The 22,509-nt window shown below is 56.9% G+C and carries 22 protein-coding genes; 20 read left to right on the forward strand and 2 right to left on the reverse strand.

Features of this window, described 5'->3' with window-relative positions; all coding sequences use genetic code 11:
• The first annotated feature begins 56 nt into the window (after window positions 1–56).
• The 14 genes from phnC to phnP all read left to right on the forward strand — a co-directional run bounded on the left by phnC (window position 57) and on the right by phnP (window position 10,893).
• Window positions 57–845: a phosphonate ABC transporter ATP-binding protein gene (gene phnC, locus NMC31_RS13130; RefSeq protein ID WP_253898201.1), complete on the forward strand. Its 789-nt coding sequence runs from the start codon at window positions 57–59 to the stop codon at window positions 843–845.
• A gap of 24 nt (window positions 846–869) precedes the next feature.
• On the forward strand, window positions 870–1,886 hold the full coding sequence (phnD, locus tag NMC31_RS13135; RefSeq protein ID WP_000991974.1) for a phosphonate ABC transporter substrate-binding protein: 1,017 nt from the start codon (window positions 870–872) through the stop codon (window positions 1,884–1,886).
• A 61-nt stretch (window positions 1,887–1,947) separates the two neighbouring features.
• Window positions 1,948–2,727: a phosphonate ABC transporter, permease protein PhnE gene (phnE, locus tag NMC31_RS13140; protein ID WP_001193492.1), complete on the forward strand. Its 780-nt coding sequence runs from the start codon at window positions 1,948–1,950 to the stop codon at window positions 2,725–2,727.
• 20 nt (window positions 2,728–2,747) lie between these two features.
• Window positions 2,748–3,473, forward strand: a complete 726-nt coding sequence (gene phnF / locus NMC31_RS13145; protein WP_001400506.1) for a phosphonate metabolism transcriptional regulator PhnF — start codon at window positions 2,748–2,750, stop codon at window positions 3,471–3,473.
• Window positions 3,474–3,926 (forward strand): phosphonate C-P lyase system protein PhnG, encoded by a 453-nt coding sequence (phnG, locus tag NMC31_RS13150; protein ID WP_000542801.1) that lies wholly within the window; start codon window positions 3,474–3,476, stop codon window positions 3,924–3,926.
• Entirely contained in the window at window positions 3,923–4,507 is a 585-nt protein-coding gene (gene phnH / locus NMC31_RS13155; RefSeq protein WP_253898202.1) for a phosphonate C-P lyase system protein PhnH, read from the forward strand. The genes phnG and phnH overlap by 4 nt, the downstream gene beginning before the upstream one ends.
• The gene (gene phnI / locus NMC31_RS13160) at window positions 4,507–5,571 is read left to right on the forward strand and encodes an alpha-D-ribose 1-methylphosphonate 5-triphosphate synthase subunit PhnI (RefSeq protein ID WP_024212277.1); all 1,065 of its coding nucleotides are present in this window, start codon (window positions 4,507–4,509) and stop codon (window positions 5,569–5,571) included. Before phnH ends, phnI begins: the two co-directional genes overlap by 1 nt.
• Entirely contained in the window at window positions 5,564–6,409 is an 846-nt protein-coding gene (phnJ, locus tag NMC31_RS13165; protein ID WP_000002286.1) for an alpha-D-ribose 1-methylphosphonate 5-phosphate C-P-lyase PhnJ, read from the forward strand. Before phnI ends, phnJ begins: the two co-directional genes overlap by 8 nt.
• On the forward strand, window positions 6,406–7,164 hold the full coding sequence (gene phnK / locus NMC31_RS13170) for a phosphonate C-P lyase system protein PhnK (RefSeq protein ID WP_001075518.1): 759 nt from the start codon (window positions 6,406–6,408) through the stop codon (window positions 7,162–7,164). The genes phnJ and phnK overlap by 4 nt, the downstream gene beginning before the upstream one ends.
• A gap of 177 nt (window positions 7,165–7,341) precedes the next feature.
• Window positions 7,342–8,022, forward strand: a complete 681-nt coding sequence (gene phnL / locus NMC31_RS13175; RefSeq protein WP_253898203.1) for a phosphonate C-P lyase system protein PhnL — start codon at window positions 7,342–7,344, stop codon at window positions 8,020–8,022.
• Window positions 8,019–9,155, forward strand: a complete 1,137-nt coding sequence (phnM, locus tag NMC31_RS13180; protein WP_253898204.1) for an alpha-D-ribose 1-methylphosphonate 5-triphosphate diphosphatase — start codon at window positions 8,019–8,021, stop codon at window positions 9,153–9,155. Before phnL ends, phnM begins: the two co-directional genes overlap by 4 nt.
• Window positions 9,155–9,712 carry a ribose 1,5-bisphosphokinase gene (gene phnN / locus NMC31_RS13185; protein WP_001550446.1) on the forward strand — a complete coding sequence of 186 codons (558 nt, stop codon included), beginning with the start codon at window positions 9,155–9,157 and terminating at the stop codon, window positions 9,710–9,712. The genes phnM and phnN overlap by 1 nt, the downstream gene beginning before the upstream one ends.
• Window positions 9,699–10,133 (forward strand): aminoalkylphosphonate N-acetyltransferase, encoded by a 435-nt coding sequence (phnO, locus tag NMC31_RS13190; RefSeq protein ID WP_001110490.1) that lies wholly within the window; start codon window positions 9,699–9,701, stop codon window positions 10,131–10,133. The genes phnN and phnO overlap by 14 nt, the downstream gene beginning before the upstream one ends.
• Window position 10,134: 1 nt before the next feature.
• Window positions 10,135–10,893: a phosphonate metabolism protein PhnP gene (phnP, locus tag NMC31_RS13195; protein ID WP_253898205.1), complete on the forward strand. Its 759-nt coding sequence runs from the start codon at window positions 10,135–10,137 to the stop codon at window positions 10,891–10,893.
• 152 nt (window positions 10,894–11,045) lie between these two features.
• On the opposite strand, the gene yjdP is transcribed toward phnP, so the two are convergent.
• Complete coding sequence (gene yjdP / locus NMC31_RS13200; RefSeq protein ID WP_253898206.1) at window positions 11,046–11,369, reverse strand: DDRRRQL repeat protein YjdP; 324 nt, start codon at window positions 11,367–11,369, stop codon at window positions 11,046–11,048.
• 220 nt (window positions 11,370–11,589) lie between these two features.
• On the opposite strand from yjdP, the gene NMC31_RS13205 reads away from it, so the two are divergent.
• From NMC31_RS13205 to fdhF, 6 genes are all read left to right on the forward strand, one after another.
• Entirely contained in the window at window positions 11,590–13,569 is a 1,980-nt protein-coding gene (locus NMC31_RS13205; RefSeq protein ID WP_253898207.1) for an alkyl/aryl-sulfatase, read from the forward strand.
• A 200-nt stretch (window positions 13,570–13,769) separates the two neighbouring features.
• Window positions 13,770–14,036, forward strand: coding sequence for a YtcA family lipoprotein (locus tag NMC31_RS13210; RefSeq protein ID WP_253898208.1), 267 nt, complete (start codon window positions 13,770–13,772; stop codon window positions 14,034–14,036).
• A 19-nt stretch (window positions 14,037–14,055) separates the two neighbouring features.
• Window positions 14,056–15,087: a multidrug transporter subunit MdtN gene (mdtN, locus tag NMC31_RS13215; RefSeq protein ID WP_253898209.1), complete on the forward strand. Its 1,032-nt coding sequence runs from the start codon at window positions 14,056–14,058 to the stop codon at window positions 15,085–15,087.
• Entirely contained in the window at window positions 15,087–17,069 is a 1,983-nt protein-coding gene (gene mdtO / locus NMC31_RS13220; protein ID WP_253898265.1) for a multidrug efflux transporter permease subunit MdtO, read from the forward strand. The genes mdtN and mdtO overlap by 1 nt, the downstream gene beginning before the upstream one ends.
• Complete coding sequence (locus NMC31_RS13225) at window positions 17,066–18,514, forward strand: MdtP family multidrug efflux transporter outer membrane subunit (protein WP_253898210.1); 1,449 nt, start codon at window positions 17,066–17,068, stop codon at window positions 18,512–18,514. The genes mdtO and NMC31_RS13225 overlap by 4 nt, the downstream gene beginning before the upstream one ends.
• A gap of 192 nt (window positions 18,515–18,706) precedes the next feature.
• A complete protein-coding gene (fdhF, locus tag NMC31_RS13230; protein WP_253898211.1) occupies window positions 18,707–20,854 on the forward strand; it encodes a formate dehydrogenase subunit alpha in 2,148 nt (715 codons plus the stop codon).
• A gap of 173 nt (window positions 20,855–21,027) precedes the next feature.
• On the opposite strand, the gene gltP is transcribed toward fdhF, so the two are convergent.
• Window positions 21,028–22,341 (reverse strand): glutamate/aspartate:proton symporter GltP, encoded by a 1,314-nt coding sequence (gltP, locus tag NMC31_RS13235; RefSeq protein WP_149461806.1) that lies wholly within the window; start codon window positions 22,339–22,341, stop codon window positions 21,028–21,030.
• Window positions 22,342–22,509: the final 168 nt, after the last annotated feature.

The raw sequence follows: 22,509 nt of genomic DNA on the forward strand, positions 1-22,509 counted from the left end.
CCCAACTGTCACAAAAATTCGCCACGATGGAGCCACTTTTTTAGGGAGGCTCCAGCATGCAAACGATTATCCGCGTCGAACAACTGAGCAAAACCTTCAATCAGCATCAGGCGCTGCACGCGGTTGATCTGAACATTCATCACGGTGAAATGGTGGCTCTGCTTGGGCCGTCGGGTTCCGGCAAATCCACCCTTTTACGTCACTTAAGCGGCCTGATTGTCGGCGATAAAAAGCCAGAATGCCGCGTCGAACTGCTGGGCCGCACCGTTCAGCAAAATGGCCGCCTGGCCCGCGATATCCGCAAAAGCCGCGCCAACACCGGCTACATCTTCCAACAATTCAACCTGGTGAATCGCCTGAGCGTACTGGAGAACGTGCTGATTGGCGCGCTCGGCAGCACGCCATTCTGGCGCACCTGTTTTAGCTACTTCACCCGCGAGCAGAAACAGCGCGCGTTACAGGCGCTGACCCGCGTTGGCATGGTGCACTTTGCCCATCAGCGCGTTTCCACGCTCTCCGGCGGCCAGCAGCAGCGTGTGGCGATTGCCCGCGCGCTGATGCAGCAGGCGAAGGTGATTCTGGCCGATGAACCCATCGCCTCGCTGGACCCGGAATCGGCGCGCATCGTGATGGACACCCTGCGCGACATTAACCAGAACGACGGCATTACCGTGGTCGTCACGCTGCATCAGGTGGATTACGCCCTGCGCTACTGCGAACGCATCGTCGCCCTGCGCCAGGGGCACGTCTTTTACGACGGCAGCAGCCAACAGTTTGATAACGAACGTTTTGACCATCTCTACCGCAGCATTAACCGCGTCGAAGAGAACGCGAAAGCTGCCTGACATCCCCATCATTGAGGAAAACGAATGAACGCTAAGATAATTGCCTCGCTGGCCTTCACCAGCATGTTCAGCCTCAGCACCCTGTTCAGCCCGGCGCACGCCGAAGAGCAGGAAAAGGCGCTGAATTTCGGCATTATTTCAACGGAATCACAGCAAAACCTGAAACCGCAATGGACGCCTTTCCTGCAAGATATGGAGAAGAAACTGGGCGTAAAGGTCAACGCCTTCTTTGCCCCGGACTACGCAGGCATTATCCAGGGGATGCGCTTCAATAAAGTGGATATCGCCTGGTACGGCAATCTGTCGGCGATGGAAGCGGTGGATCGCGCCAACGGTCAGGTCTTCGCCCAGACGGTCGCGGCGGATGGATCGCCGGGTTACTGGAGCGTGTTGATCGTCAACAAAGATAGCCCGATCAACAACCTGAACGATCTGCTGGCCAAGCGTAAAGATCTCACCTTCGGCAATGGCGATCCTAACTCCACCTCTGGCTTCCTCGTCCCCGGCTACTACGTCTTCGCCAAAAACAATATCTCCGCCAGCGACTTCAAGCGCACCGTCAACGCCGGGCATGAAACCAACGCCCTCGCCGTTGCCAACAAGCAGGTGGATGTTGCCACCAACAACACTGAAAACCTCGACAAGCTGAAAACCTCCGCGCCGGAGAAGCTGAAAGAACTGAAGGTGATCTGGAAATCGCCGCTGATCCCAGGCGATCCGATCGTCTGGCGCAAAAATCTGTCCGAAACCACCAAAGACAAGATCTACGACTTCTTTATGAACTACGGCAAAACGCCGGAAGAGAAAGCGGTGCTGGAACGCCTGGGCTGGGCGCCGTTCCGCGCCTCCAGCGACCTGCAACTGGTGCCAATTCGCCAGCTCGCACTGTTTAAAGAGATGCAAAGCGTGAAGGACAACAAAGGGCTGAACGAACAGGACAAGCTCGCGAAAACCACCGAGATACAGGCGCAACTGGATGACCTGGATCGCCTGAACAACGCGTTAAGCGCGATGAGTTCGGTGAGTAAAGCGGTGCAGTAATGTGCTCGATCGGTCCCCTCTCCCTTGAGGGAGAGGGAGAAAACATTAAACGGAGCCAAACATGCAAACCATCACCATCGCCCCACCCAAGCGCAGCTGGTTCTCGATCTTCAGCTGGGCCGTTGTTCTCGCTGTACTGGTCGTCTCGTGGCAGGGCGCGGAAATGGCCCCGCTCACGCTGATCAAAGACGGCGGCAACATGGCGACGTTCGCCGCCGACTTCTTCCCGCCCGATTTCAGCCAGTGGCAGGATTACCTCACCGAAATGGCCGTCACGCTGCAAATCGCCGTCTGGGGCACTGCGCTGGCAGTCGTTCTCTCCATCCCCTTCGGCCTGATGAGCGCCGAAAACCTGGTGCCGTGGTGGGTTTACCAGCCCGTTCGCCGCCTGATGGACGCCTGCCGCGCCATTAACGAGATGGTCTTCGCCATGCTGTTCGTGGTCGCCGTCGGTCTCGGTCCGTTCGCTGGCGTACTGGCGCTGTTTATCCACACCACCGGCGTGCTCTCCAAACTGCTTTCCGAAGCGGTGGAAGCGATTGAACCCGGCCCGGTGGAAGGCATTCGCGCCACCGGTGCCAATAAGCTCGAAGAGATCCTCTACGGCGTGCTGCCGCAGGTCATGCCGCTACTGATTTCCTACTCACTCTATCGTTTCGAATCCAACGTGCGTTCCGCCACCGTTGTTGGCATGGTCGGCGCTGGCGGGATCGGCGTCACGCTGTGGGAAGCGATTCGCGGTTTCCAGTTCCAGCAAACCTGTGCCCTGATGGTGCTGATTATCGTCACGGTCAGCCTGCTGGATTTCCTCTCTCAACGGTTGCGTAAGCACTTTATCTGATAAGCGAGGCATTGATATCTATGCACTTGTCTACACATCCGACCAGCTACCCAACACGCTATCAGGAGATAGCCGCAAAACTTGAGCAGGAGCTTCGTCAACACTACCGCTGCGGCGACTATCTTCCCGCCGAGCAGCAACTGGCAGCGCGCTTTGAGGTGAATCGCCACACCCTGCGCCGTGCCATCGACCAACTGGTGGAAAAAGGCTGGGTACAGCGCCGTCAGGGCGTCGGCGTGCTGGTGCTGATGCGCCCGTTCGATTACCCGCTCAACGCCCAGGCGCGTTTTAGCCAGAACCTGCTGGATCAGGGTAGCCATCCCACCAGCGAAAAACTGCTGTCGGTGCTGCGCCCCGCGTCCGGCCACGTCGCTGACGCGCTGGGGATCGCCGAGGGCGAGAACGTTATCCACCTGCGCACCCTGCGCCGGGTCAACGGCGTCGCGCTCTGTTTAATCGACCACTACTTTGCGGACCTCACCCTCTGGCCGACGCTGCAACGCTTCGACAGCGGCTCGCTGCACGATTTTTTGCGCGAGCAAACGGGAATTGCGCTGCGCCGCAGCCAGACGCGGATCAGCGCCCGCCGCGCCCAGGCCAAAGAGTGCCAGCGTCTTGAAATTCCGAATATGTCGCCGCTGCTGTGCGTGCGCACCCTTAACCACCGTGACGGTGAAAGCAGCCCGGCGGAGTACTCCGTCAGCCTGACGCGCGCCGACATGATTGAATTCACCATGGAGCACTGAATGCACGCAGATACCGCGACCCGCCAGCACTGGATGTCCGTGCTGGCGCACAGCCAACCGGCTGAACTGGCTAACCGCCTTAAAGCGCTAAACATCACCACCGACTATGACATTATCCGCGCCGCCGAAACCGGCCTGGTACAGATTCAGGCGCGAATGGGTGGCACCGGCGAACGCTTTTTTGCTGGCGACGCCACGCTCACCCGCGCCGCTGTACGCCTTACTGACGGCACGCTCGGCTACAGCTGGGTGCTGGGGCGCGACAAACAGCACGCCGAACGCTGCGCGCTGATTGACGCGCTGATGCAGCAATCTCGCCACTTTCAAAACTTATCAGAAACCCTTATTGCCCCGCTGGACGCTGACCGTATGGCACGCATTGCCGCACGCCAGGCCGAAGTGAACGCCAGTCGGGTCGACTTCTTTACGATGGTTCGCGGAGACAACGCATGACCCTGGAAACCGCTTTTATGCTTCCCGTGCAGGATGCCCAGCACAGTTTTCGTCGCCTGTTAAAGGCCATGAGCGAGCCGGGCGTGATTGTCGCCCTGCATCAGCTCAAACGCGGCTGGCAGCCGCTGAATATCGCCACCACCAGCGTGCTGCTGACGCTGGCCGATAACGACACGCCGGTGTGGCTTTCCGCGCCATTAAGTAACGATATCGTCAGCCAGAGCCTGCGTTTTCATACCAACGCCCCGCTGGTCAATCAGCCGGAACAGGCGACCTTCGCAGTGACGGATGAGGCGATTGCCAGCGAGCAGCTCAACGCCCTTTCCACCGGCACCGCCGTTGCGCCGGAAGCCGGTGCGACGTTGATTTTACAGGTCACCAGCCTGAGCGGCGGACGCATGCTGCGCCTTACTGGCGCGGGTATTGCCGAAGAACGGATGATCGCCCCGCAACTGCCGGAGTGCATTCTGCACGAACTTACCGAGCGCCCGCACCCGTTCCCGCTCGGCATCGACCTGATCCTGACCTGCGGCGAGCGCATGCTGGCTATCCCGCGAACCACTCATGTGGAGGTGTGCTGATGTACGTTGCCGTGAAAGGGGGCGAGAAGGCGATCGACGCCGCCCACGCCCTGCAAGAGAGCCGACGCCGGGGCGATACCGATTTGCCTGAACTGAGCGTCGCCCAGATTGAACAACAACTTAATCTCGCGGTGGATCGCGTGATGACCGAAGGCGGCATTGCCGACCGCGAACTGGCCGCGCTGGCGCTGAAACAGGCCAGTGGCGATAACGTTGAAGCAATTTTCCTGCTGCGCGCCTACCGCACGACGCTGGCAAAACTGGCGGTAAGCGAGCCGCTCGACACCACCGAGATGCGTCTCGAACGCCGTATCTCCGCCGTTTATAAAGACATTCCTGGCGGCCAGCTGCTTGGCCCGACCTACGACTACACCCATCGCCTGCTCGATTTCACCCTGCTGGCGAATGGCGAAGCGCCGACGCTGACCACCACCGACAGCGAGCAAGCCCCATCGCCGCACGTTTTCAGCCTGCTGGCGCGTCAGGGGCTGGCGAAGTTTGAAGAGGATAGCGGCGCACAGCCGGATGACATCACCCGTACACCGCCGGTTTACCCTTGCTCTCGCGCCTCCCGCCTGCAACAGCTCATGCGCGGCGACGAAGGCTACTTGCTGGCGCTGGCCTACTCCACCCAGCGTGGTTACGGACGCAATCACCCGTTCGCAGGCGAAATCCGCAGTGGCTATATCGACGTGTCTATTGTGCCGGAAGAGCTGGGATTTGCGGTGAACATCGGCGAACTAGTGATGACCGAGTGTGAAATGGTCAACGGTTTTATCGACCCGCCGGATGAGCCGCCGCACTTCACGCGCGGCTACGGGCTGGTGTTCGGCATGAGCGAGCGCAAAGCGATGGCAATGGCGCTGGTTGACCGCGCTCTACAAGCCCCGGAGTACGGCGAGCACGCGACAGGCCCGGCGCAGGATGAAGAGTTCGTGCTGGCGCATGCCGACAACGTCGAAGCCGCAGGCTTTGTCTCGCACCTCAAACTCCCGCACTACGTCGATTTCCAGGCCGAGCTGGAGCTACTCAAACGTCTGCAACAGGAGCAGAACCATGGCTAATCTGAGCGGCTACAACTTTGCCTACCTCGACGAGCAGACCAAACGCATGATCCGCCGCGCCATCTTAAAAGCGGTGGCGATCCCCGGCTATCAGGTGCCGTTTGGCGGGCGCGAGATGCCGATGCCGTACGGCTGGGGAACCGGCGGCATACAGCTTACTGCCAGCGTGATTGGTGAAAGCGACGTGTTGAAGGTGATTGACCAGGGCGCGGATGACACCACCAACGCCGTGTCGATTCGCAACTTCTTTAAGCGCGTGACCGGGGTAAATACCACCGAACGCACGGACGATGCGACGCTTATCCAGACGCGCCACCGGATCCCCGAAACGCCGCTGACCGAAGATCAGATCATTATCTTCCAGGTGCCGATCCCGGAACCGCTGCGCTTTATCGAGCCGCGCGAAACGGAGACCCGCACCATGCACGCGCTGGAGGAGTACGGCGTGATGCAGGTGAAACTATATGAAGATATCGCCCGCTTCGGTCATATCGCCACCACCTACGCCTATCCGGTGAAGGTGAACGGACGCTACGTCATGGACCCATCGCCGATCCCGAAATTTGATAACCCGAAAATGGACATGATGCCCGCCCTGCAACTGTTTGGCGCGGGGCGTGAGAAGCGTATTTATGCGGTGCCGCCGTTTACCCGCGTGGAAAGCCTCGATTTCGACGATCATCCGTTCACCGTTCAGCAGTGGGATGAACCCTGCGCCATCTGCGGATCGACCCACAGCTATCTCGATGAAGTGGTGCTGGATGACGCCGGAAACCGCATGTTTGTCTGTTCCGATACCGATTATTGCCGCCAACAGAGCGAGGCGAGAAGCCAATGAATCAACCGTTACTTTCGGTCAATAACCTGACCCACCTTTACGCGCCGGGCAAAGGCTTCAGCGATGTCTCTTTTGATTTATGGCCGGGGGAAGTGCTGGGCATTGTCGGGGAATCCGGTTCCGGGAAGACCACGCTGCTGAAATCAATCTCCGCCCGTCTGACACCGCAACAGGGGGAGATTCACTATGAAAACCGTTCCCTCTATGGCATGAGCGAGGCCGACCGCCGTCGCCTGCTGCGCACCGAATGGGGCGTGGTGCATCAGCATCCGCTCGACGGCCTGCGCCGTCAGGTGTCAGCAGGCGGCAATATCGGCGAACGGCTGATGGCGACCGGGGCGCGTCATTACGGCGATATTCGCGCCACCGCGCAGAAGTGGCTGGAAGAGGTGGAGATTCCCGCCAACCGTATCGACGATCTGCCGACCACTTTTTCCGGCGGCATGCAGCAGCGTTTGCAGATTGCCCGCAACCTGGTGACGCATCCGAAGCTGGTGTTTATGGACGAGCCAACCGGCGGGCTGGATGTGTCAGTGCAGGCACGCCTGCTCGACCTGCTGCGCGGCCTGGTGGTGGAACTGAACCTGGCGGTGGTGATTGTCACCCATGATTTGGGCGTCGCCCGCCTGCTGGCGGACCGTTTGCTGGTGATGAAGCAGGGGCAGGTGGTGGAGAGTGGGTTAACCGACCGCGTGCTCGACGACCCGCATCATCCGTATACCCAATTGCTGGTGTCATCGGTTTTGCAGAATTGAGTTGCAACACTTTGCGCACTGATCCCCTCACCCCGGCCCTCTCCCGGAGGGAGAGGGAGAAAACCGGCGCAATATTCAACACCGTGCACAAGCGGTCCCCTCGCCCCTTTGGGGAGAGGGTTAGGGTGAGGGGCAATGTGCGCACCGCTCCCAAACATGCGAACCACGAGGCGAAAAATGATTAACGTACAAAACGTCAGTAAAACCTTCATCCTGCACCAGCAAAACGGCGTGCGCCTGCCCGTCTTACAACGCGCCTCGCTCACCGTCAACGCGGGCGAATGCGTGGTGCTCCACGGTCACTCCGGCAGCGGCAAATCAACTCTGCTACGCTCGCTGTACGCCAACTATCTGCCCGACGAAGGGCAAATCCAGATTAAACATGGTGACGAGTGGGTAGACCTGGTCACCGCGCCAGCACGCAAAGTGGTGGAAATCCGCAAAACCACCGTCGGCTGGGTAAGCCAGTTTCTGCGCGTCATCCCGCGTATTTCGGCACTGGAAGTGGTGATGCAGCCGCTGCTCGATACCGGCGTTCCGCGTGAAGCCTGCGCCGCTAAAGCCGCCCGATTACTGACGCGCCTGAACGTGCCTGAACGCCTGTGGCACCTGGCACCATCGACCTTCTCCGGCGGCGAACAGCAGCGCGTCAACATCGCCCGTGGCTTTATCGTCGACTACCCCATCCTGCTGCTCGATGAACCTACCGCCTCGCTGGACGCCAAAAACAGCGCCGCCGTAGTGGAACTGATCTGCGAAGCCAAAGCCCGCGGCGCGGCCATCGTCGGTATCTTCCATGACGAAGCCGTACGCAATGACGTCGCCGACCGCCTGCACCCAATGGGAGCCTCTGCATGATTATCAATAACGTCAAACTGGTGCTGGAAAACGAAGTGGTACACGGCTCGCTGGAGATGCAGGACGGTGAAATCCGCGCCTTTGCCGAAAGCCAGAGCAGCCTGCCAGAGGCGATGGACGGCGAAGGCGGCTGGCTGCTGCCTAGGCTGATTGAGCTGCATACCGACAACCTCGATAAATTCTTCACTCCGCGCCCAAAAGTGGACTGGCCTGCCCACTCGGCGATGAGCAGCCACGACGCGCTGATGGTGGCGAGCGGCATCACCACCGTGCTGGATGCCGTGGCGATTGGCGACGTGCGCGACGGCGGCGATCGGCTGGAGAATCTGGAGAAGATGATCAACGCCATCGAAGAGACGCAGAAACGCGGCGTCAACCGCGCCGAGCACCGTCTGCACCTGCGCTGTGAACTGCCACATCACACCACGCTGCCGCTGTTTGAAAAACTGGTGCAGCGCGAGCCGGTCACGCTGGTGTCGCTGATGGACCACTCACCGGGCCAGCGCCAGTTCGCCAATCGCGAGAAGTATCGCGAATATTACCAGGGCAAATACTCGCTCACCGATGCGCAGATGCAGCAGTACGAAGAGGAACAACTGGCGCTTGCCGCACGCTGGTCGCAGCCGAATCGCGAAACCATCGCCGCAATGTGCCGCGCGCGACAAATTGCCCTCGCCAGCCACGATGACGCCACGCACGCGCACGTTGCCGAATCCCACCAGCTTGGCAGCGTAATCGCCGAATTTCCCACCACGTTCGAAGCGGCGGAAGCTTCGCGCAAGCATGGCATGAATGTATTGATGGGCGCGCCGAATATTGTGCGCGGCGGTTCGCACTCCGGCAACGTGGCGGCCAGTGAACTGGCACAGCTTGGTCTGCTGGATATCCTCTCTTCCGACTACTACCCCGCCAGCCTGCTCGATGCGGCATTTCGCGTCGCCGATGACGAGAGCAACCGCTTTACGCTGCCGCAGGCGGTGAAGCTGGTGACTAAAAATCCGGCGCAGGCGCTTAATCTTCAGGATCGCGGGGTGATTGGCGAGGGCAAACGCGCCGACCTGGTGCTGGCGCATCGCAAGGGCAACCACATTCATATCGATCACGTCTGGCGTCAGGGTAAAAGGGTGTTCTGATGACGGGAAAACTGATTTGGTTAATGGGGGCCTCTGGCTCCGGAAAAGACAGTCTGTTGACGGAACTCCGCCAGCGGGAACAAACTCAGCTACTGGTAGCGCATCGCTACATCACGCGCGCCGCCAGCGCCGGAAGTGAAAACCATATCGCCCTGAGCGAGCAGGAGTTTTTTACCCGCGCGGGGCAGAACCTTCTGGCCTTAAGCTGGCACGCCAACGGCCTGTATTATGGCATCGGCGTCGAGATTGACCTCTGGCTGCACGCTGGATTTGACGTGGTGGTCAACGGCTCACGCGCCCATCTACCGCAGGCGCGGGCGCGCTATCAATCGGCGCTGCTGCCCGTTTGTTTACAGGTTTCGCCAGAGATCCTGCGCCAGCGCCTGGAAAACCGTGGTCGTGAAAATGCCAGTGAAATTAACGCCCGGCTGGCGCGCGCTGCCCGCTATACTCCTCAGGATTGTCTTACGCTCAATAATGACGGCAGCCTGCGCCAGTCGGTCGACAAGCTGCTGACGCTGATTCATCAGAAGGAGAAACACCATGCCTGCTTGTGAGCTTCGCCCGGCTACGCAGTACGACACCGACGCAGTTTACGCGCTGATTTGTGAGCTAAAACAGGCGGAGTTTGACCACCACGCGTTTCGCGTGGGGTTTAACGCCAATCTGCGCGACCCGAACATGCGCTACCATCTGGCGCTGCTGGATGGCGAAGTTGTCGGCATGATCGGCCTGCATTTGCAGTTTCATCTGCATCATGTCAACTGGATCGGCGAAATTCAGGAACTGGTGGTGATGCCGCAGGCGCGCGGTCTGAACGTCGGCAGTAAATTACTGGCATGGGCCGAAGAAGAAGCCCGCCAGGCCGGGGCCGAAATGACCGAGCTTTCCACCAACGTCAAGCGCCACGACGCGCACCGTTTCTATCTGCGCGAAGGCTACGAGCAGAGCCACTTCCGCTTCACCAAGGCGCTGTAACATGAGCCTGACCCTCACACTTACTGGCACTGGCGGCGCACAGGGTGTTCCCGCATGGGGCTGTGAGTGCGCGGCCTGCGCCAGAGCGCGGCGCTCACCGCAGTATCGCCGCCAGCCATGCAGCGGCGTCGTGAAGTTTAACGACGCGATCACCCTGATCGACGCCGGGCTACACGATCTCGCCGATCGCTGGTCGCCCGGATCGTTCCAGCAGTTTTTGCTGACGCACTACCATATGGATCACGTGCAGGGGCTGTTTCCGCTGCGCTGGGGCGTGGGCGATTCGATCCCGGTCTACGGCCCGCCGGATGAACAGGGCTGCGACGATCTGTTTAAACATCCGGGCCTGCTTGATTTCAGCCACACGGTGGAGCCATTTGTGATGTTTGATTTGCAGGGATTACAGGTCACGCCGCTGCCGCTCAACCATTCGAAACTCACATTCGGCTATTTACTGGAAACGGCGCACAATCGGGTGGCGTGGCTGTCTGACACCGCGGGCCTGCCGGAAAACACGCTGAAATTTTTACTCGATAATCATCCGCAGGTGATGGTGATTGATTGCAGCCATCCGCCGCGCGAGGATGCGCCGCGTAATCACTGCGATTTAAACACCGTGCTGGCGCTGAATGAGATTATCCGTTCACCGCGCGTGATTCTGACGCACATCAGCCACCAGTTTGATGCGTGGCTGATGGAAAATACGCTGCCATCGGGGGTTGAGGCGGGGTTTGATGGGATGGTGATTGGGGTGGCGTAATAGGGTGGGAATGTGCGCGCTGATGCCCTCACCCCGGCCCTCTCCCACAGGGAGAGGGAGAAAACTGCATATACTTAATCTCTGGCACGGTCGGTTCCCTCTCCCTGTGGGAGAGGGTTAGGGTGAGGGGCCCTGCCAGCACCTAACTCCCCTCATCGCTCATACTCATCCTCCAGCCTCTGCCGCTCATCCTCTAGCTGCCGACGTTCCTGGTCAAGCTGGCGCTGGCGGTCATCAAGTTGCCTGCGTCGATCTTCCAGTTGGCGACGGCGATCGTCATATTGCTGGCGGCTGTTATCACCGCGATAGCGCCCGTCGTCGTAGTCGCGATCGTCGTCATCGCTGGCGCGGTCACTGGATGGATTGTAAGCATCGTTAATCGCTTGCTGGATGTTGCCTATTGCATCATCAATCACATCAGCATGTGCAAGCGGACTCATCAGCACAAACAATAATACGGTAAGGTAACGTTTCATCAGGAAAATCTCACACAACCGGAGTGTGAAAACGTTAATGAGAAGTTAGAAAATAAAACAGCGGAGTATTCTCAAATGTGGATAGCACAATAACCTAACGATAATAGTTAATTCGGTCACAATGAAATCACCCTCGTTTAAGTTTTATTATTATAATAATCCCCATTTTGCCCTTCTTATTATTTATTTCACAAATAATTAAATGGAGATTAGATATTTTATGAATGGAAATTTCAGATTAACAAAAACCTGTCTGGCGCTTTCCGCAATTATGGGTTTTATGATTCAATCCGTCAGCGCGGCAGAAATAGCAAAAGACGCGACAACCTTTACTAAATCCGTCAACCAGCAGTATCAACAATCATTGCCCTTTAACGATCGCCAGGATTTCGACGACGCGCAGCGCGGATTTATAGCTCCGCTATTAAATGAAGGAAAATTAACGACGCCAGATGGCAAAGTCTATTACCGCGCACTGGATTACCAATTTGATATCAATGCGCCAGCGCCAGATACCATCAACCCCAGCCTGTGGCGTCAGTCGCAGGTCAACGGTATCTCCGGGCTGTTCAAAGTCACCGATCGTATGTATCAGGTACGCAGTCAGGATATCTCCAACATCACCTTCATTGAAGGTGATACGGGCATCATCGTCATCGACCCACTGGTAACGCCGAACGCTGCGAAAGCCAGCCTTGACCTCTACTTCAAGCATCGCCCACAAAAACCGATTGTGGCCGTGATTTATACCCACAGCCACGCCGATCACTATGGCGGCGTGAAAGGTCTTGTCAGCGAAGCGGATGTGAAAGCGGGGAAAGTGCAAATCATTGCCCCGGAAGGCTTTATGGAAGAGGCGATCAGCGAAAACGTGCTGGCAGGCAATATCATGAGCCGCCGCGCGCTTTACTCCTATGGCCTGCTGCTGCCACATAACGCGCAGGGCAATATCGGCAACGGTCTTGGCGTTACGCTCACCACCGGCGACCCGACAATCATTGCCCCAACCCGTATCATTACCAAAACCGGTCAAAAACTGAATATCGACGGGCTGGATTTCGAATTCCTGATGGCCCCGGGCAGCGAAGCGCCGTCAGAAATGCACCTTTATATTCCGGCGCTGAAAGCCCTGTGTACAGCGGAAAACAGCACCCACACGCTGCATAACTTCTACACCCTGCGCGGCGCGAAAACCCGTGATACCGCGAAGTGGACCAGTTACCTTAACCAGACACTGGATAAGTGGGGCTCACAGGCAGAAGTCCTGTTTATGCCGCACACCTGGCCGGTGTGGGGAAATCAGCGCATCAATGACTATATCGGTAAATATCGCGACACCATCAAGTACATTCATGACCAGACGCTGCATTTAGCGAATCAGGGTTACACCATGAATGAAATCGGCAATATGATTCATCTGCCGGAAACGCTGGATAAAAACTGGGCCAGCCGTGGCTACTATGGCTCCGTCAGCCATAACGCCCGCGCGGTGTATAACTTCTACCTCGGCTACTACGACGGTAACCCGGCCAACCTGAATCCGTATGGTCAGGTCGATATGGGTAAACGCTATGTCAAAGCGCTGGGCGGCTCTGCACATGCTATCAACCTCGCACGTGAAGCCTACAACCAGGGCGACTACCGTTGGGCATCCGAACTGCTGAAACAGGTGATTGCAGCCGATCCAGGCGATCAGGTCGCGAAAAACCTGCAAGCAGATACCTTTGAACAGCTCGGCTATCAGGCAGAGTCCGCCACCTGGCGCGGTTTCTACCTGACCGGCGCGAAAGAGTTGCGTGAAGGCGTGAAGAAATTCGAACACGCCAGCACTGCATCTTCCGACACGATCAAGGGTATGACCGTCGAGATGCTGCTGGATTATCTGGCGGTACGTCTGGACAGCGACAAGGCCGCAGGCAAAAACATTAGCCTGAACTTTAATTTCTCCAATAACGATAATATGAACGTATCGCTGGAAAACAGCGTGTTGAACTATCGTAAAACGCTGCAACCGAAAGTGGATGCTTCTTTCTACATGAGCCGCAGCGATCTGCACGACGTGCTGGTCGGTCAGGCGAAAATGGCCGATCTGGTGAAAGCGAAGAAGGTGAAAATTATTGGCAATGCGAATAAATTAAATGAAGTCATTTCTTGCATGGATAAATTTGAGCTGTGGACAAATATTGTCACGCCTAATTAATCATTAAGCAAAAGTGATAAACGTGCCCTGCACAGGTCGGGGCACGTTTATAATTCACAAATCGGATAGTCAATTCCGCAAGTTAAATCAATTTTCCCGCCACCACTCTGATTATACTTTTCAGTTCGAACCGGGCGACGGTTTTATTCAACATTTACAGGAATATTATTAGCCACATTTATTCTTCAGGAAAATAAAACATGGACAGGTTTTTTTCTTTTTCAGGCAAGCTCTTCCTGCTTCCCCTGTTTCTGCTGTCGGGCTGCACCTTTTCACCGGCGATACCGGTGGTTGGCGCTTATTACCCTGGCTGGCTTTTTTGCATCATTGGCGGTGTCATTTTGACACTTATCGTCCGCCGCATCCTTATTCGCACGAACAGCACGCCGCATCTGGGCTACCCAGGGCTGGTCTATACCGCGCTATTCGCCCTTTTCTCCATGCTGTTATGGCTGGCCTTCTTTTAATTTCTATTGAGACGCACACATGGAAAGTACGCCTAAAAAACCGACCAATAAAAAGTCTCCTGCCCTTATCCTGGTTCTGGTGGCTATCGTCGTTATGGGTTATGTCATCTGGCGCCTGGATAGCGCGCCCTCCACTAACGACGCCTATGTTTATGCCGACACCATTGATGTCGTGCCGGAGGTCAGCGGTCGTATTGTCGATATGGCGGTACACGATAATCAGCTGGTCAAGCAGGGTGATGTGCTGATGCGCATCGATCCACGGACATATGAAGCAAACCTCGCGAAAGCCAAAGCGTCGCTGGAAGCGCTCGACAAACAAATCATGCTGATGCGGCGCAGCGTTGACGCCCAACAGCACGGTGCCGACTCTGTAGAAGCTACCGTCGCCAAGGCGCGCGCTGCCGCCGCACAGGCCACCAAAACGCTGAATCGTACCGAACCTCTGCTGGCGCAGGGTTTTGTCTCCGCCGAAGACGTTGACCGTGCACGCACCGCACAGCGCGCCGCAGAAGCCGATCTCAACGCCATTCTGGAACAGGCGAAACAAGCGGCCAGCGCGGTAAGCGGCGTTGATGCGCTGCAAGCTCAGCGTGATGTGGTACAGGCTGACATCGCCTTAACCAAGTTGCATCTGGAAATGGCGACCGTTCGCGCACCGTTTGACGGTCGCGTCGTGGCGCTAAAAACCACGGTTGGTCAGTTCGCATCTGCCATGAAGCCGGTCTTTACCCTGATCGACACCAACCACTGGTACGTTATCGCCAACTTCCGCGAAACCGAGTTGAAGAATATTCACAACGGCACCCCCGCCACGCTGCGTCTGATGAGCGATTCGGGCAAAACCTTTACCGGAAAGGTCGACTCCATTGGCTACGGCGTAATGCCGGACGATGGCGGCATGGTGCTCGGTGGACTGCCACGCGTTTCCCGCTCCATTAACTGGGTCCGCGTCGCCCAACGTTTCCCGGTGAAAATTCTGGTCGAGAATCCGGATGCAGAGATGTTCCGCATCGGCGCGTCGGCGGTTGCTAACCTTGAGCCGCAATGATGAAGGCGCTTGATTATCTGCCGCTGCCGATGGCCAAACTGCTGGGCTTCTTCCACGAAGAGCTCCGCGAGCAGCGTCCAGGCCGCTTCCCGCAGACAATGCAACTCTGGGCGGGTTGTCTGCTGGTTGTGCTCATCTCCATGACCTTCGAAATCCCCTTTGTCGCCATCTCGCTGGCAGTACTGTTCTACGGCATTCAGTCCAATGCCTTTTACACCAAATTTGTGGCGATCCTTTTCGTGGTCGCCACGGTGCTGGAAATCGGCAGCCTGTTCCTGATCTATAAATGGTCCTACGGCTATCCGCTGGTACGCATGGTGATTGCCAGCCTGATTCTCATTGGCTGCATGTTCCTGATGCGTACCCACAAGCTGGGGCTGGTGTTCTTCGCCGTGGCGATTGTGGCGATTTACGGCCAGACCTTTCCGGGGATGCTCGATTACCCGGAAATCGTACTGCGCCTGACCCTCTGGTGCATCGTGGTCGGGCTATACCCGACGCTGCTGATGGTGCTGATGGGCGTGCTGTGGTTTCCGGCGCGGGCGATTGGCCAGATGCGCAGCGGGCTATGCCGTCAGCTTGATGAGGCCATTCTTCACTTAACGCAGCCGGTTATGCCCGCGAGCGAAAAGCAGCTTGAGCGCGACGCGCTGGCGCTGCAAAAACTCAACGTATTCTGCCTGGCAGATGACACCGAGTGGAAAAACCACTGCGCATGGTGGCAAAGCTGCGTGGCAACCGTCACTTATCTGCGCACCACACTAAACCGCTTTGATGCCCTCGCCTGGGCGAGCGACGCGGCAGTGCAAAACCTCATGCCTGAGCTGACCGCAGCAATGCGCTCACTGAGCACCGCGATTAGCGCTGGCGAACCCTGGCGCACAAGCTGGCACCTCACGGAAGAACAGCGCACCGCCGCGCAGCGTTGCGGTCTTAGCGGCGTTTGCCAGGCGCTGATTCAACTTGGCGAAATGGACCCGAGTACCCCGCCAGCGCCTGCTGCAAAAGCGCCTTCAATGGCTGCCGATGCCTGGACTAACCCGACCTACATCCGCTACGCACTGAAAACACTGCTGGCGTGTATGATTTGCTACGTCTTTTATTCCGGTGTCGATTGGGAAGGCATTCATACCTGTATGCTCACCTGCGTGATCGTCGCCAACCCCAGCATCGGGTCCTCTTATCAGAAAATGGGCCTGCGCTTTGGTGGCGCGTTCCTGGGCGCAGTGCTGGCACTGCTGTTTACTCTGCTGGTTATGCCGTGGCTCGACAACATTGTGGAGCTCCTTTGCGTGCTGGCTCCAATTTTTCTTATCGGTTCATGGATAGCCACCAGTTCAGAGCGCTCGTCTTATATCGGCACGCAAATGGTGGTCACCTTTGCACTGGCAACGCTTGAGAACGTGTTTGGCCCCAGCTACGACCTGGTTGAAATCCGCGACCGCGCCATAGGTATTCTGATTGGTACCGCCGTTTCCGCTGTCATCTACACCTTTATCTGGCCTGAAAGCGAAGCCCGCGCATTGCCACAGAAGCTGGCCGGTGCACTGTCGATGCTCGCCAAAGCCATCCGCCTGCCATATATCCAGGGTGGTGCGGCCCTGAGTGGATATCTGCAACTGCGCATCGGCTGCCACGCGGCGTTTAATGCCAGCGAAGAGATGTGCGAGCGCGTTGCGCTGGAACGTCATCTTCCTGCCGATATACGTGAACAGTTGGTGAGCCACAGCAATGCGGTTATCCGCCAGGGGCGTGAAATGCTCCACGCATGGGATAAGCAACCCGATGCAGAACACGCTGCTGCGTTTGCTGACGCGCTGGACGCCTACGCCAGCGGTCTTACGCAGAACAGCAGCATCACGCCCACATTGAGCCCGGCTGCACGCAACAACCCCATCGCGCAGCACATCTCTCTTTTACCCGACTGGAGCAACCCGCCATCCGTAGAGGCCGCGCGGGCGCAAGGAGCTATGCCACAATGACCCAACATTTTTCCCGCTTGCTGATTTGCAGCCTGCTCTGCACCACCACGCTGCTCTCTGGCTGCGCGTTGATCCGCAAAGACGGTACACCGACCCCGCAGATAGCTCCCGAGCAAATCAAACTCGCTGACGACATTCACCTGGCAAGCCAGGGCTGGCCGCAGGCGCAATGGTGGAAACAGTTTCACGATCCGCAACTGGATGCGCTGATCGCCAAAACCCTTGCCGGATCGCACACGCTGGCCGAGGCGAAGCAGCATGAAGAAAAAGCGCAGTCGCAGGCTGAACTGCTGGAGGCGGGCTCACGCCTGCAAATGGCGGCGCTGGGAATGCTGAACCGCCAACGTGTTTCGGCCAGCGGCTTCCTCAGCCCCTACGCCATGGACGCACCGCGTTTAGGCATGGACGGTCCGTACTATACGGAAGCGACCGTCGGCGTGGTCGCCGGGTTTGATCTCGATTTGTGGGGCGCGCATCGTTCCGCCGTCGAAGCCGCCATTGGCGCGAAGAATGCGGCGTTAGCGGAAACCGCTGCTGTCGAACTGTCATTGACCACCGGTGTTGCTCAGCTTTACTACAGCCAGCAGGCTAACTACCAGATGCTTGATTTACTTGAGCAGACTCACGATGTGATTGATTACGCAGTGAAAGCGCACCAGAGCAAAGTCAATCAGGGTCTGGAGGCGAAAGTACCGTGGCACGGCGCACGCTCGCAATTGCTGGCGGTGGAAAAACAGATCGCCGCCGTGAAGGGGCAAATCAAAGAGACGCGGGAATCGCTGCGCGCCATCATCGGCGCAACGGATATGCCGGACATCAAACCGGTGGCGCTACCGCAGGTTGACACCGGGCTGCCATCGTCGCTCTCTTATGAACTGCTCGCTCGCCGCCCTGACCTTCAGGCCATGCGCTGGTATGTTCAGGCATCGTTAAGCCAGGTTGATGCCGCACGTGCACTCTTCTATCCGAGTTTTGATATCAAAGCCTTCTTCGGCTTCGACGCGATTCATCTTGAAGATATGTTCAAAAGCCCGAGCAAGCAGATCAACTTCATCCCTGGCCTGCGCTTACCGCTGTTTGACGGTGGAAGGCTAAACGCCAATCTGGCGAGTACACGCGCCAGCAGCAACATGCTGATTGAGCGTTACAACCAGTCGGTGCTCAACGCGGTACGCGATGTGGCGATTAACGGCTCGCGCCTGCAAACCCTCAACGACCAGCGCGTCATGCAAACTGAACGTGTTGACGCCGCGCGTTATACCCAGGCCGCCGCACAGGCTGCATACAAGCAGGGCCTCGGCAGTCGCTTGCAGGCAACCGAAGCCCAGCTTCCGGTACTGGCGGAGCAAATGTCGCTAATGATGCTCGACACCCATCGGGTCATTGAGAACATTCAGCTCATTAAATCGCTGGGCGGCGGCTATCAGGCCATCAATCAAAAGTAACCCTCTCGCCGCGTGCCCCGTCACGCGGCTTCCTTTCGACACGTCAAAACTGACGACAGACTGTTTTTCGTCAGGGTTTTGTCTAAAAAATCCCCGTAATATCCGTGGATACCCACAATAAAAACATGGCATAGAACCTGCATAATAAGGTCGTTATGCGCGTCCGCGCTGATTGAAACTGGAGCAAGACCGATGAAAAAAGTCGTCACGGTTTGCCCGTATTGCGCCTCAGGTTGCAAAATTAACCTGGTGGTCGATAACGGGAAAGTCGTTAAGGCTGAAGCGGCGATGGGGAAAACCAACCAGGGCACACTGTGCCTGAAGGGTTATTACGGCTGGGATTTTATTAATGATACCCAGATCCTGACTCCGCGCCTGAAAAGCCCAATGATCCGTCGCCAGCGCGGCGGCAAGCTGGAAGCCGTCTCCTGGGACGAAGCCCTGAATTACGTTGCTGACCGCCTGAGTGCGATCAAAGCAAAATATGGCCCAGACGCCATTCAAACGACCGGCTCCTCGCGTGGTACCGGGAATGAAACCAACTATGTGATGCAAAAATTTGCGCGCGCCGTTATTGGTACCAATAACGTCGATTGCTGCGCACGTGTCTGACACGGCCCATCGGTTGCAGGTCTGCACCAGTCGGTCGGTAATGGCGCAATGAGTAATGCCATCACAGAAATTGATAACACGGATCTCGTGTTCATCTTCGGGTATAACCCGGCAGATTCACACCCGATTGTGGCGAATCACGTGATTAACGCCAAACGCAATGGGGCAAAAATTATTGTCTGCGATCCGCGCAAAATTGAAACCGCGCGCATTGCTGATATGCACATCGCATTGAAAAACGGCTCGAATATCGCGCTGCTCAATGCTATCGGGCATGTCATTATCGAAGAAAATCTGTATGACCAGGCGTTCGTCGCAGGCCGTACCGAGGGCTTCGAAGAGTACCGTAAAATTGTTGAAGGCTATACGCCGGAGTCTGTCGAGGACATTACCGGCGTGAGCGCGCAGGATATTCGCCAGTGCGCCCGTATGTATGCTTCAGCGAAAAGCGCGGCGATCCTGTGGGGCATGGGCGTGACTCAGTTCTATCAGGGTGTGGAAACCGTGCGTTCTCTGACCAGCCTGGCGATGCTGACCGGTAACCTTGGCAAGCCAAGCGTCGGCGTAAACCCGGTTCGTGGTCAGAACAACGTACAGGGCGCGTGCGACATGGGCGCACTGCCGGATACCTATCCGGGCTATCAGTACGTCAAATTCCCGGAAAATCGCGAGAAATTCGCGAAGGCCTGGGGCGTTGACAGCCTGCCGGAACACACCGGTTATCGTATCAGTGAGCTACCGCACCGCGTCGCGCATGGTGAAGTGCGTGCCGCCTACATTATGGGTGAAGATCCCCTCCAGACTGACGCCGAGCTCTCTGCTGTACGTAAAGCGTTCGACGAACTGGAACTGGTGATTGTGCAGGACATCTTTATGACTAAAACCGCCTCGGCGGCTGACGTCATTCTGCCGTCCACCTCCTGGGGTGAGCACGAAGGGGTTTACACCGCGGCTGACCGTGGCTTCCAGCGTTTCTTCAAGGCCGTTGAGCCGAAATGGGACCTGAAAACCGACTGGCAGATTATCAGTGAAATCGCTACCCGCATGGGCTATCCGATGCACTACAACAACACCCAGGAAATCTGGGATGAGTTGCGTCATCTTTGCCCGGACTTCCTCGGTGCGACCTATGAAAAAATGGGCGAACTGGGATATGTCATGTGGCCGTGCCGCGATGAATCTGACGCCGACCAGGGGACGTCGTATCTCTTCAAAGAGAAGTTCGACACGCCGAACGGTCTGGCGCAGTTCTTCACCTGCGACTGGGTTGCGCCTATCGACAAACTGACCGACGAGTACCCGATGGTGCTCTCCACGGTCCGTGAAGTGGGCCACTACTCCTGCCGTTCAATGACCGGTAACTGTGCGGCGCTGGCAGCACTGGCGGATGAACCAGGCTACGCGCAAATCAACACGGCTGATGCGGCACGTCTCGGCATTGAAGATGAAGCGCTGGTGTGGGTCAATTCACGTAAAGGGAAAATCATTACCCGTGCTCAGGTGAGCGATCGCCCGAACAAAGGCGCGGTGTATATGACCTACCAGTGGTGGATTGGCGCGTGTAACGAGCTGGTGAGTGAAAACTTAAGCCCGATTACCAAGACGCCGGAGTACAAGTACTGCGCGGTCAATGTTGAGCCAATTGCGGACCAACAGGCGGCAGAGCAGTATGTGATTCAGGAATACGACAAGCTGAAAGCCCGTCTGCGCGAAAGCGCGTTGGGTTAATAACGAAACGCCCCCTCACCCCGGCCCTCTCCCAACGGGAGAGGGTGAAAAACCGGCGCTGTATTTAAGTACGTGCACCATCGGTTCCCTCTCCCTCTGGGAGAGGGTTAGGGTGAGGGGCAAACCAACAAAAACGGGGATGAAAATCATCCCCGTTTTTTTATTGCCGAACGTTACATATTCGCTTTCTTATCAAATTTACCCAGCACATCGCGTTCATACGCCAGCGCTTTTTTGCGGTCAAATTTGTGTTCCCATTTGGCAATAACCAGCACTGCCAGGGCATTACCCACCACGTTCAGCGCGGTACGCGCCATGTCGAGGATACGGTCAACACCGGCGATAAACGCCAGGCCTTCCAGCGGAATACCTACGCTGCCCAATGTCGCCAGCAGAACCACGAACGACACGCCCGGTACGCCAGCAATCCCTTTCGAGGTCACCATCAGGGTCAGCACCAGAATGATTTCCTGCCAGATGGAGAGGTCAATGCCATACAGCTGCGCGATGAAGATAGCCGCGATGCTCTGATACAGCGTTGAACCATCAAGGTTGAAGGAATAGCCGGTCGGAACCACAAAACTGGTGATCGCCGGCGGCGCACCGTAGGCTTCCATCTTCTCAATAATACGCGGCAGCACGCTCTCAGAACTGGCGGTGGAGTACGCCAGAATCAGCTCATCTTTCAGAATAAGAATCAGGGTCCAGATGCTCAGTTTACAGATGCGCGCAACCGCGCCCAGCACCACCAGCGCGAAGAACAGGATCGCGGCATAAACCAGAATCACCAGTTTCGCCAAAGGCCAGAGAGAAGCAAAACCAAAGTTGGCGACCGTCACCGAGATCAGCGCAAAGACACCGACCGGCGCATAACGCATCACCATGTGGGTGACTTTAAACATGGTTTCAGAGATGGAGCGGAAAACGGTAACCAGCGGTTCGCGGTGCGTCGCAGGCAGCGAGGAAAGGCCAAGACCAAACAGCACCGAGAAGAAGATGATCGGCAGCATGTCGCCTTTCGCCATCGACGCGATGATATTGGTCGGCACCAACGAAAGAATCGTGCCCATCAGGCCGTGCGCATGACTTTGTACATCCGCCGTGGTGCTTTGGTATTTCGAAATATCCACCGTCGCCAGTTGCGACATATCAATGCCCGCCCCCGGCTGGAACACATTGGCAAGCGTAATCCCGAGGATAATCGCCACCGTAGTGATCACTTCGAAATAGATAATGGTCTTTGCGCCAATTCGGCCCAACTGTTTAGCGTCGCCCACGCCCGCAATCCCCACGATTAATGTGGAAATAACAATCGGTACGACGATCATTTTAATCAGATGGATAAAGATATCACCCGCCGGTGATAAGAGATTCGCGATAAGCCATTCGCGGCTATCACTTTGATAATGCAGGTAACTACCCAGCAGAATGCCCAGAATAAGGGCAATCAAAATCTGCCAGGCGAGGCTGATTCTCGTTTTTTTCATAACAACAGACTTCCTCAATGAAAGCTACCATTCCAAAAAGGAATGGCATCTACTTGAAAGGGATGATTTGTGTTGCGTTTGTTTATGGGGTTTTTTAACGCGCAGTATCAGTATCATCTGGACGGTATGTCGCGCAACCCTTTAAGAACAGGGCTTTTCACTCAAATT

This window comes from Pseudocitrobacter vendiensis, assembly GCF_943590815.1.
Classification (GTDB): Bacteria; Pseudomonadota; Gammaproteobacteria; order Enterobacterales; family Enterobacteriaceae; genus Pseudocitrobacter; species Pseudocitrobacter vendiensis.

Excerpts from the sequence above, each read along its gene's own strand:
- phnC (WP_253898201.1), top strand. The coding sequence starts at position 57 with ATGCAAACGATTATCCGCGTCGAACAACTGAGCAAAACCTTCAATCAG.
- phnD (WP_000991974.1), top strand. The coding sequence starts at position 870 with ATGAACGCTAAGATAATTGCCTCGCTGGCCTTCACCAGCATGTTCAGC.
- phnE (WP_001193492.1), top strand. The coding sequence starts at position 1,948 with ATGCAAACCATCACCATCGCCCCACCCAAGCGCAGCTGGTTCTCGATC.
- phnF (WP_001400506.1), top strand. The coding sequence starts at position 2,748 with ATGCACTTGTCTACACATCCGACCAGCTACCCAACACGCTATCAGGAG.
- phnG (WP_000542801.1), top strand. The coding sequence starts at position 3,474 with ATGCACGCAGATACCGCGACCCGCCAGCACTGGATGTCCGTGCTGGCG.
- phnH (WP_253898202.1), top strand. The coding sequence starts at position 3,923 with ATGACCCTGGAAACCGCTTTTATGCTTCCCGTGCAGGATGCCCAGCAC.
- phnI (WP_024212277.1), top strand. The coding sequence starts at position 4,507 with ATGTACGTTGCCGTGAAAGGGGGCGAGAAGGCGATCGACGCCGCCCAC.
- phnJ (WP_000002286.1), top strand. The coding sequence starts at position 5,564 with ATGGCTAATCTGAGCGGCTACAACTTTGCCTACCTCGACGAGCAGACC.
- phnK (WP_001075518.1), top strand. The coding sequence starts at position 6,406 with ATGAATCAACCGTTACTTTCGGTCAATAACCTGACCCACCTTTACGCG.
- phnL (WP_253898203.1), top strand. The coding sequence starts at position 7,342 with ATGATTAACGTACAAAACGTCAGTAAAACCTTCATCCTGCACCAGCAA.
- phnM (WP_253898204.1), top strand. The coding sequence starts at position 8,019 with ATGATTATCAATAACGTCAAACTGGTGCTGGAAAACGAAGTGGTACAC.
- phnN (WP_001550446.1), top strand. The coding sequence starts at position 9,155 with ATGACGGGAAAACTGATTTGGTTAATGGGGGCCTCTGGCTCCGGAAAA.
- phnO (WP_001110490.1), top strand. The coding sequence starts at position 9,699 with ATGCCTGCTTGTGAGCTTCGCCCGGCTACGCAGTACGACACCGACGCA.
- phnP (WP_253898205.1), top strand. The coding sequence starts at position 10,135 with ATGAGCCTGACCCTCACACTTACTGGCACTGGCGGCGCACAGGGTGTT.
- yjdP (WP_253898206.1), bottom strand. The coding sequence starts at position 11,369 with ATGAAACGTTACCTTACCGTATTATTGTTTGTGCTGATGAGTCCGCTT.
- NMC31_RS13205 (WP_253898207.1), top strand. The coding sequence starts at position 11,590 with ATGAATGGAAATTTCAGATTAACAAAAACCTGTCTGGCGCTTTCCGCA.
- NMC31_RS13210 (WP_253898208.1), top strand. The coding sequence starts at position 13,770 with ATGGACAGGTTTTTTTCTTTTTCAGGCAAGCTCTTCCTGCTTCCCCTG.
- mdtN (WP_253898209.1), top strand. The coding sequence starts at position 14,056 with ATGGAAAGTACGCCTAAAAAACCGACCAATAAAAAGTCTCCTGCCCTT.
- mdtO (WP_253898265.1), top strand. The coding sequence starts at position 15,087 with ATGAAGGCGCTTGATTATCTGCCGCTGCCGATGGCCAAACTGCTGGGC.
- NMC31_RS13225 (WP_253898210.1), top strand. The coding sequence starts at position 17,066 with ATGACCCAACATTTTTCCCGCTTGCTGATTTGCAGCCTGCTCTGCACC.
- gltP (WP_149461806.1), bottom strand. The coding sequence starts at position 22,341 with ATGAAAAAAACGAGAATCAGCCTCGCCTGGCAGATTTTGATTGCCCTT.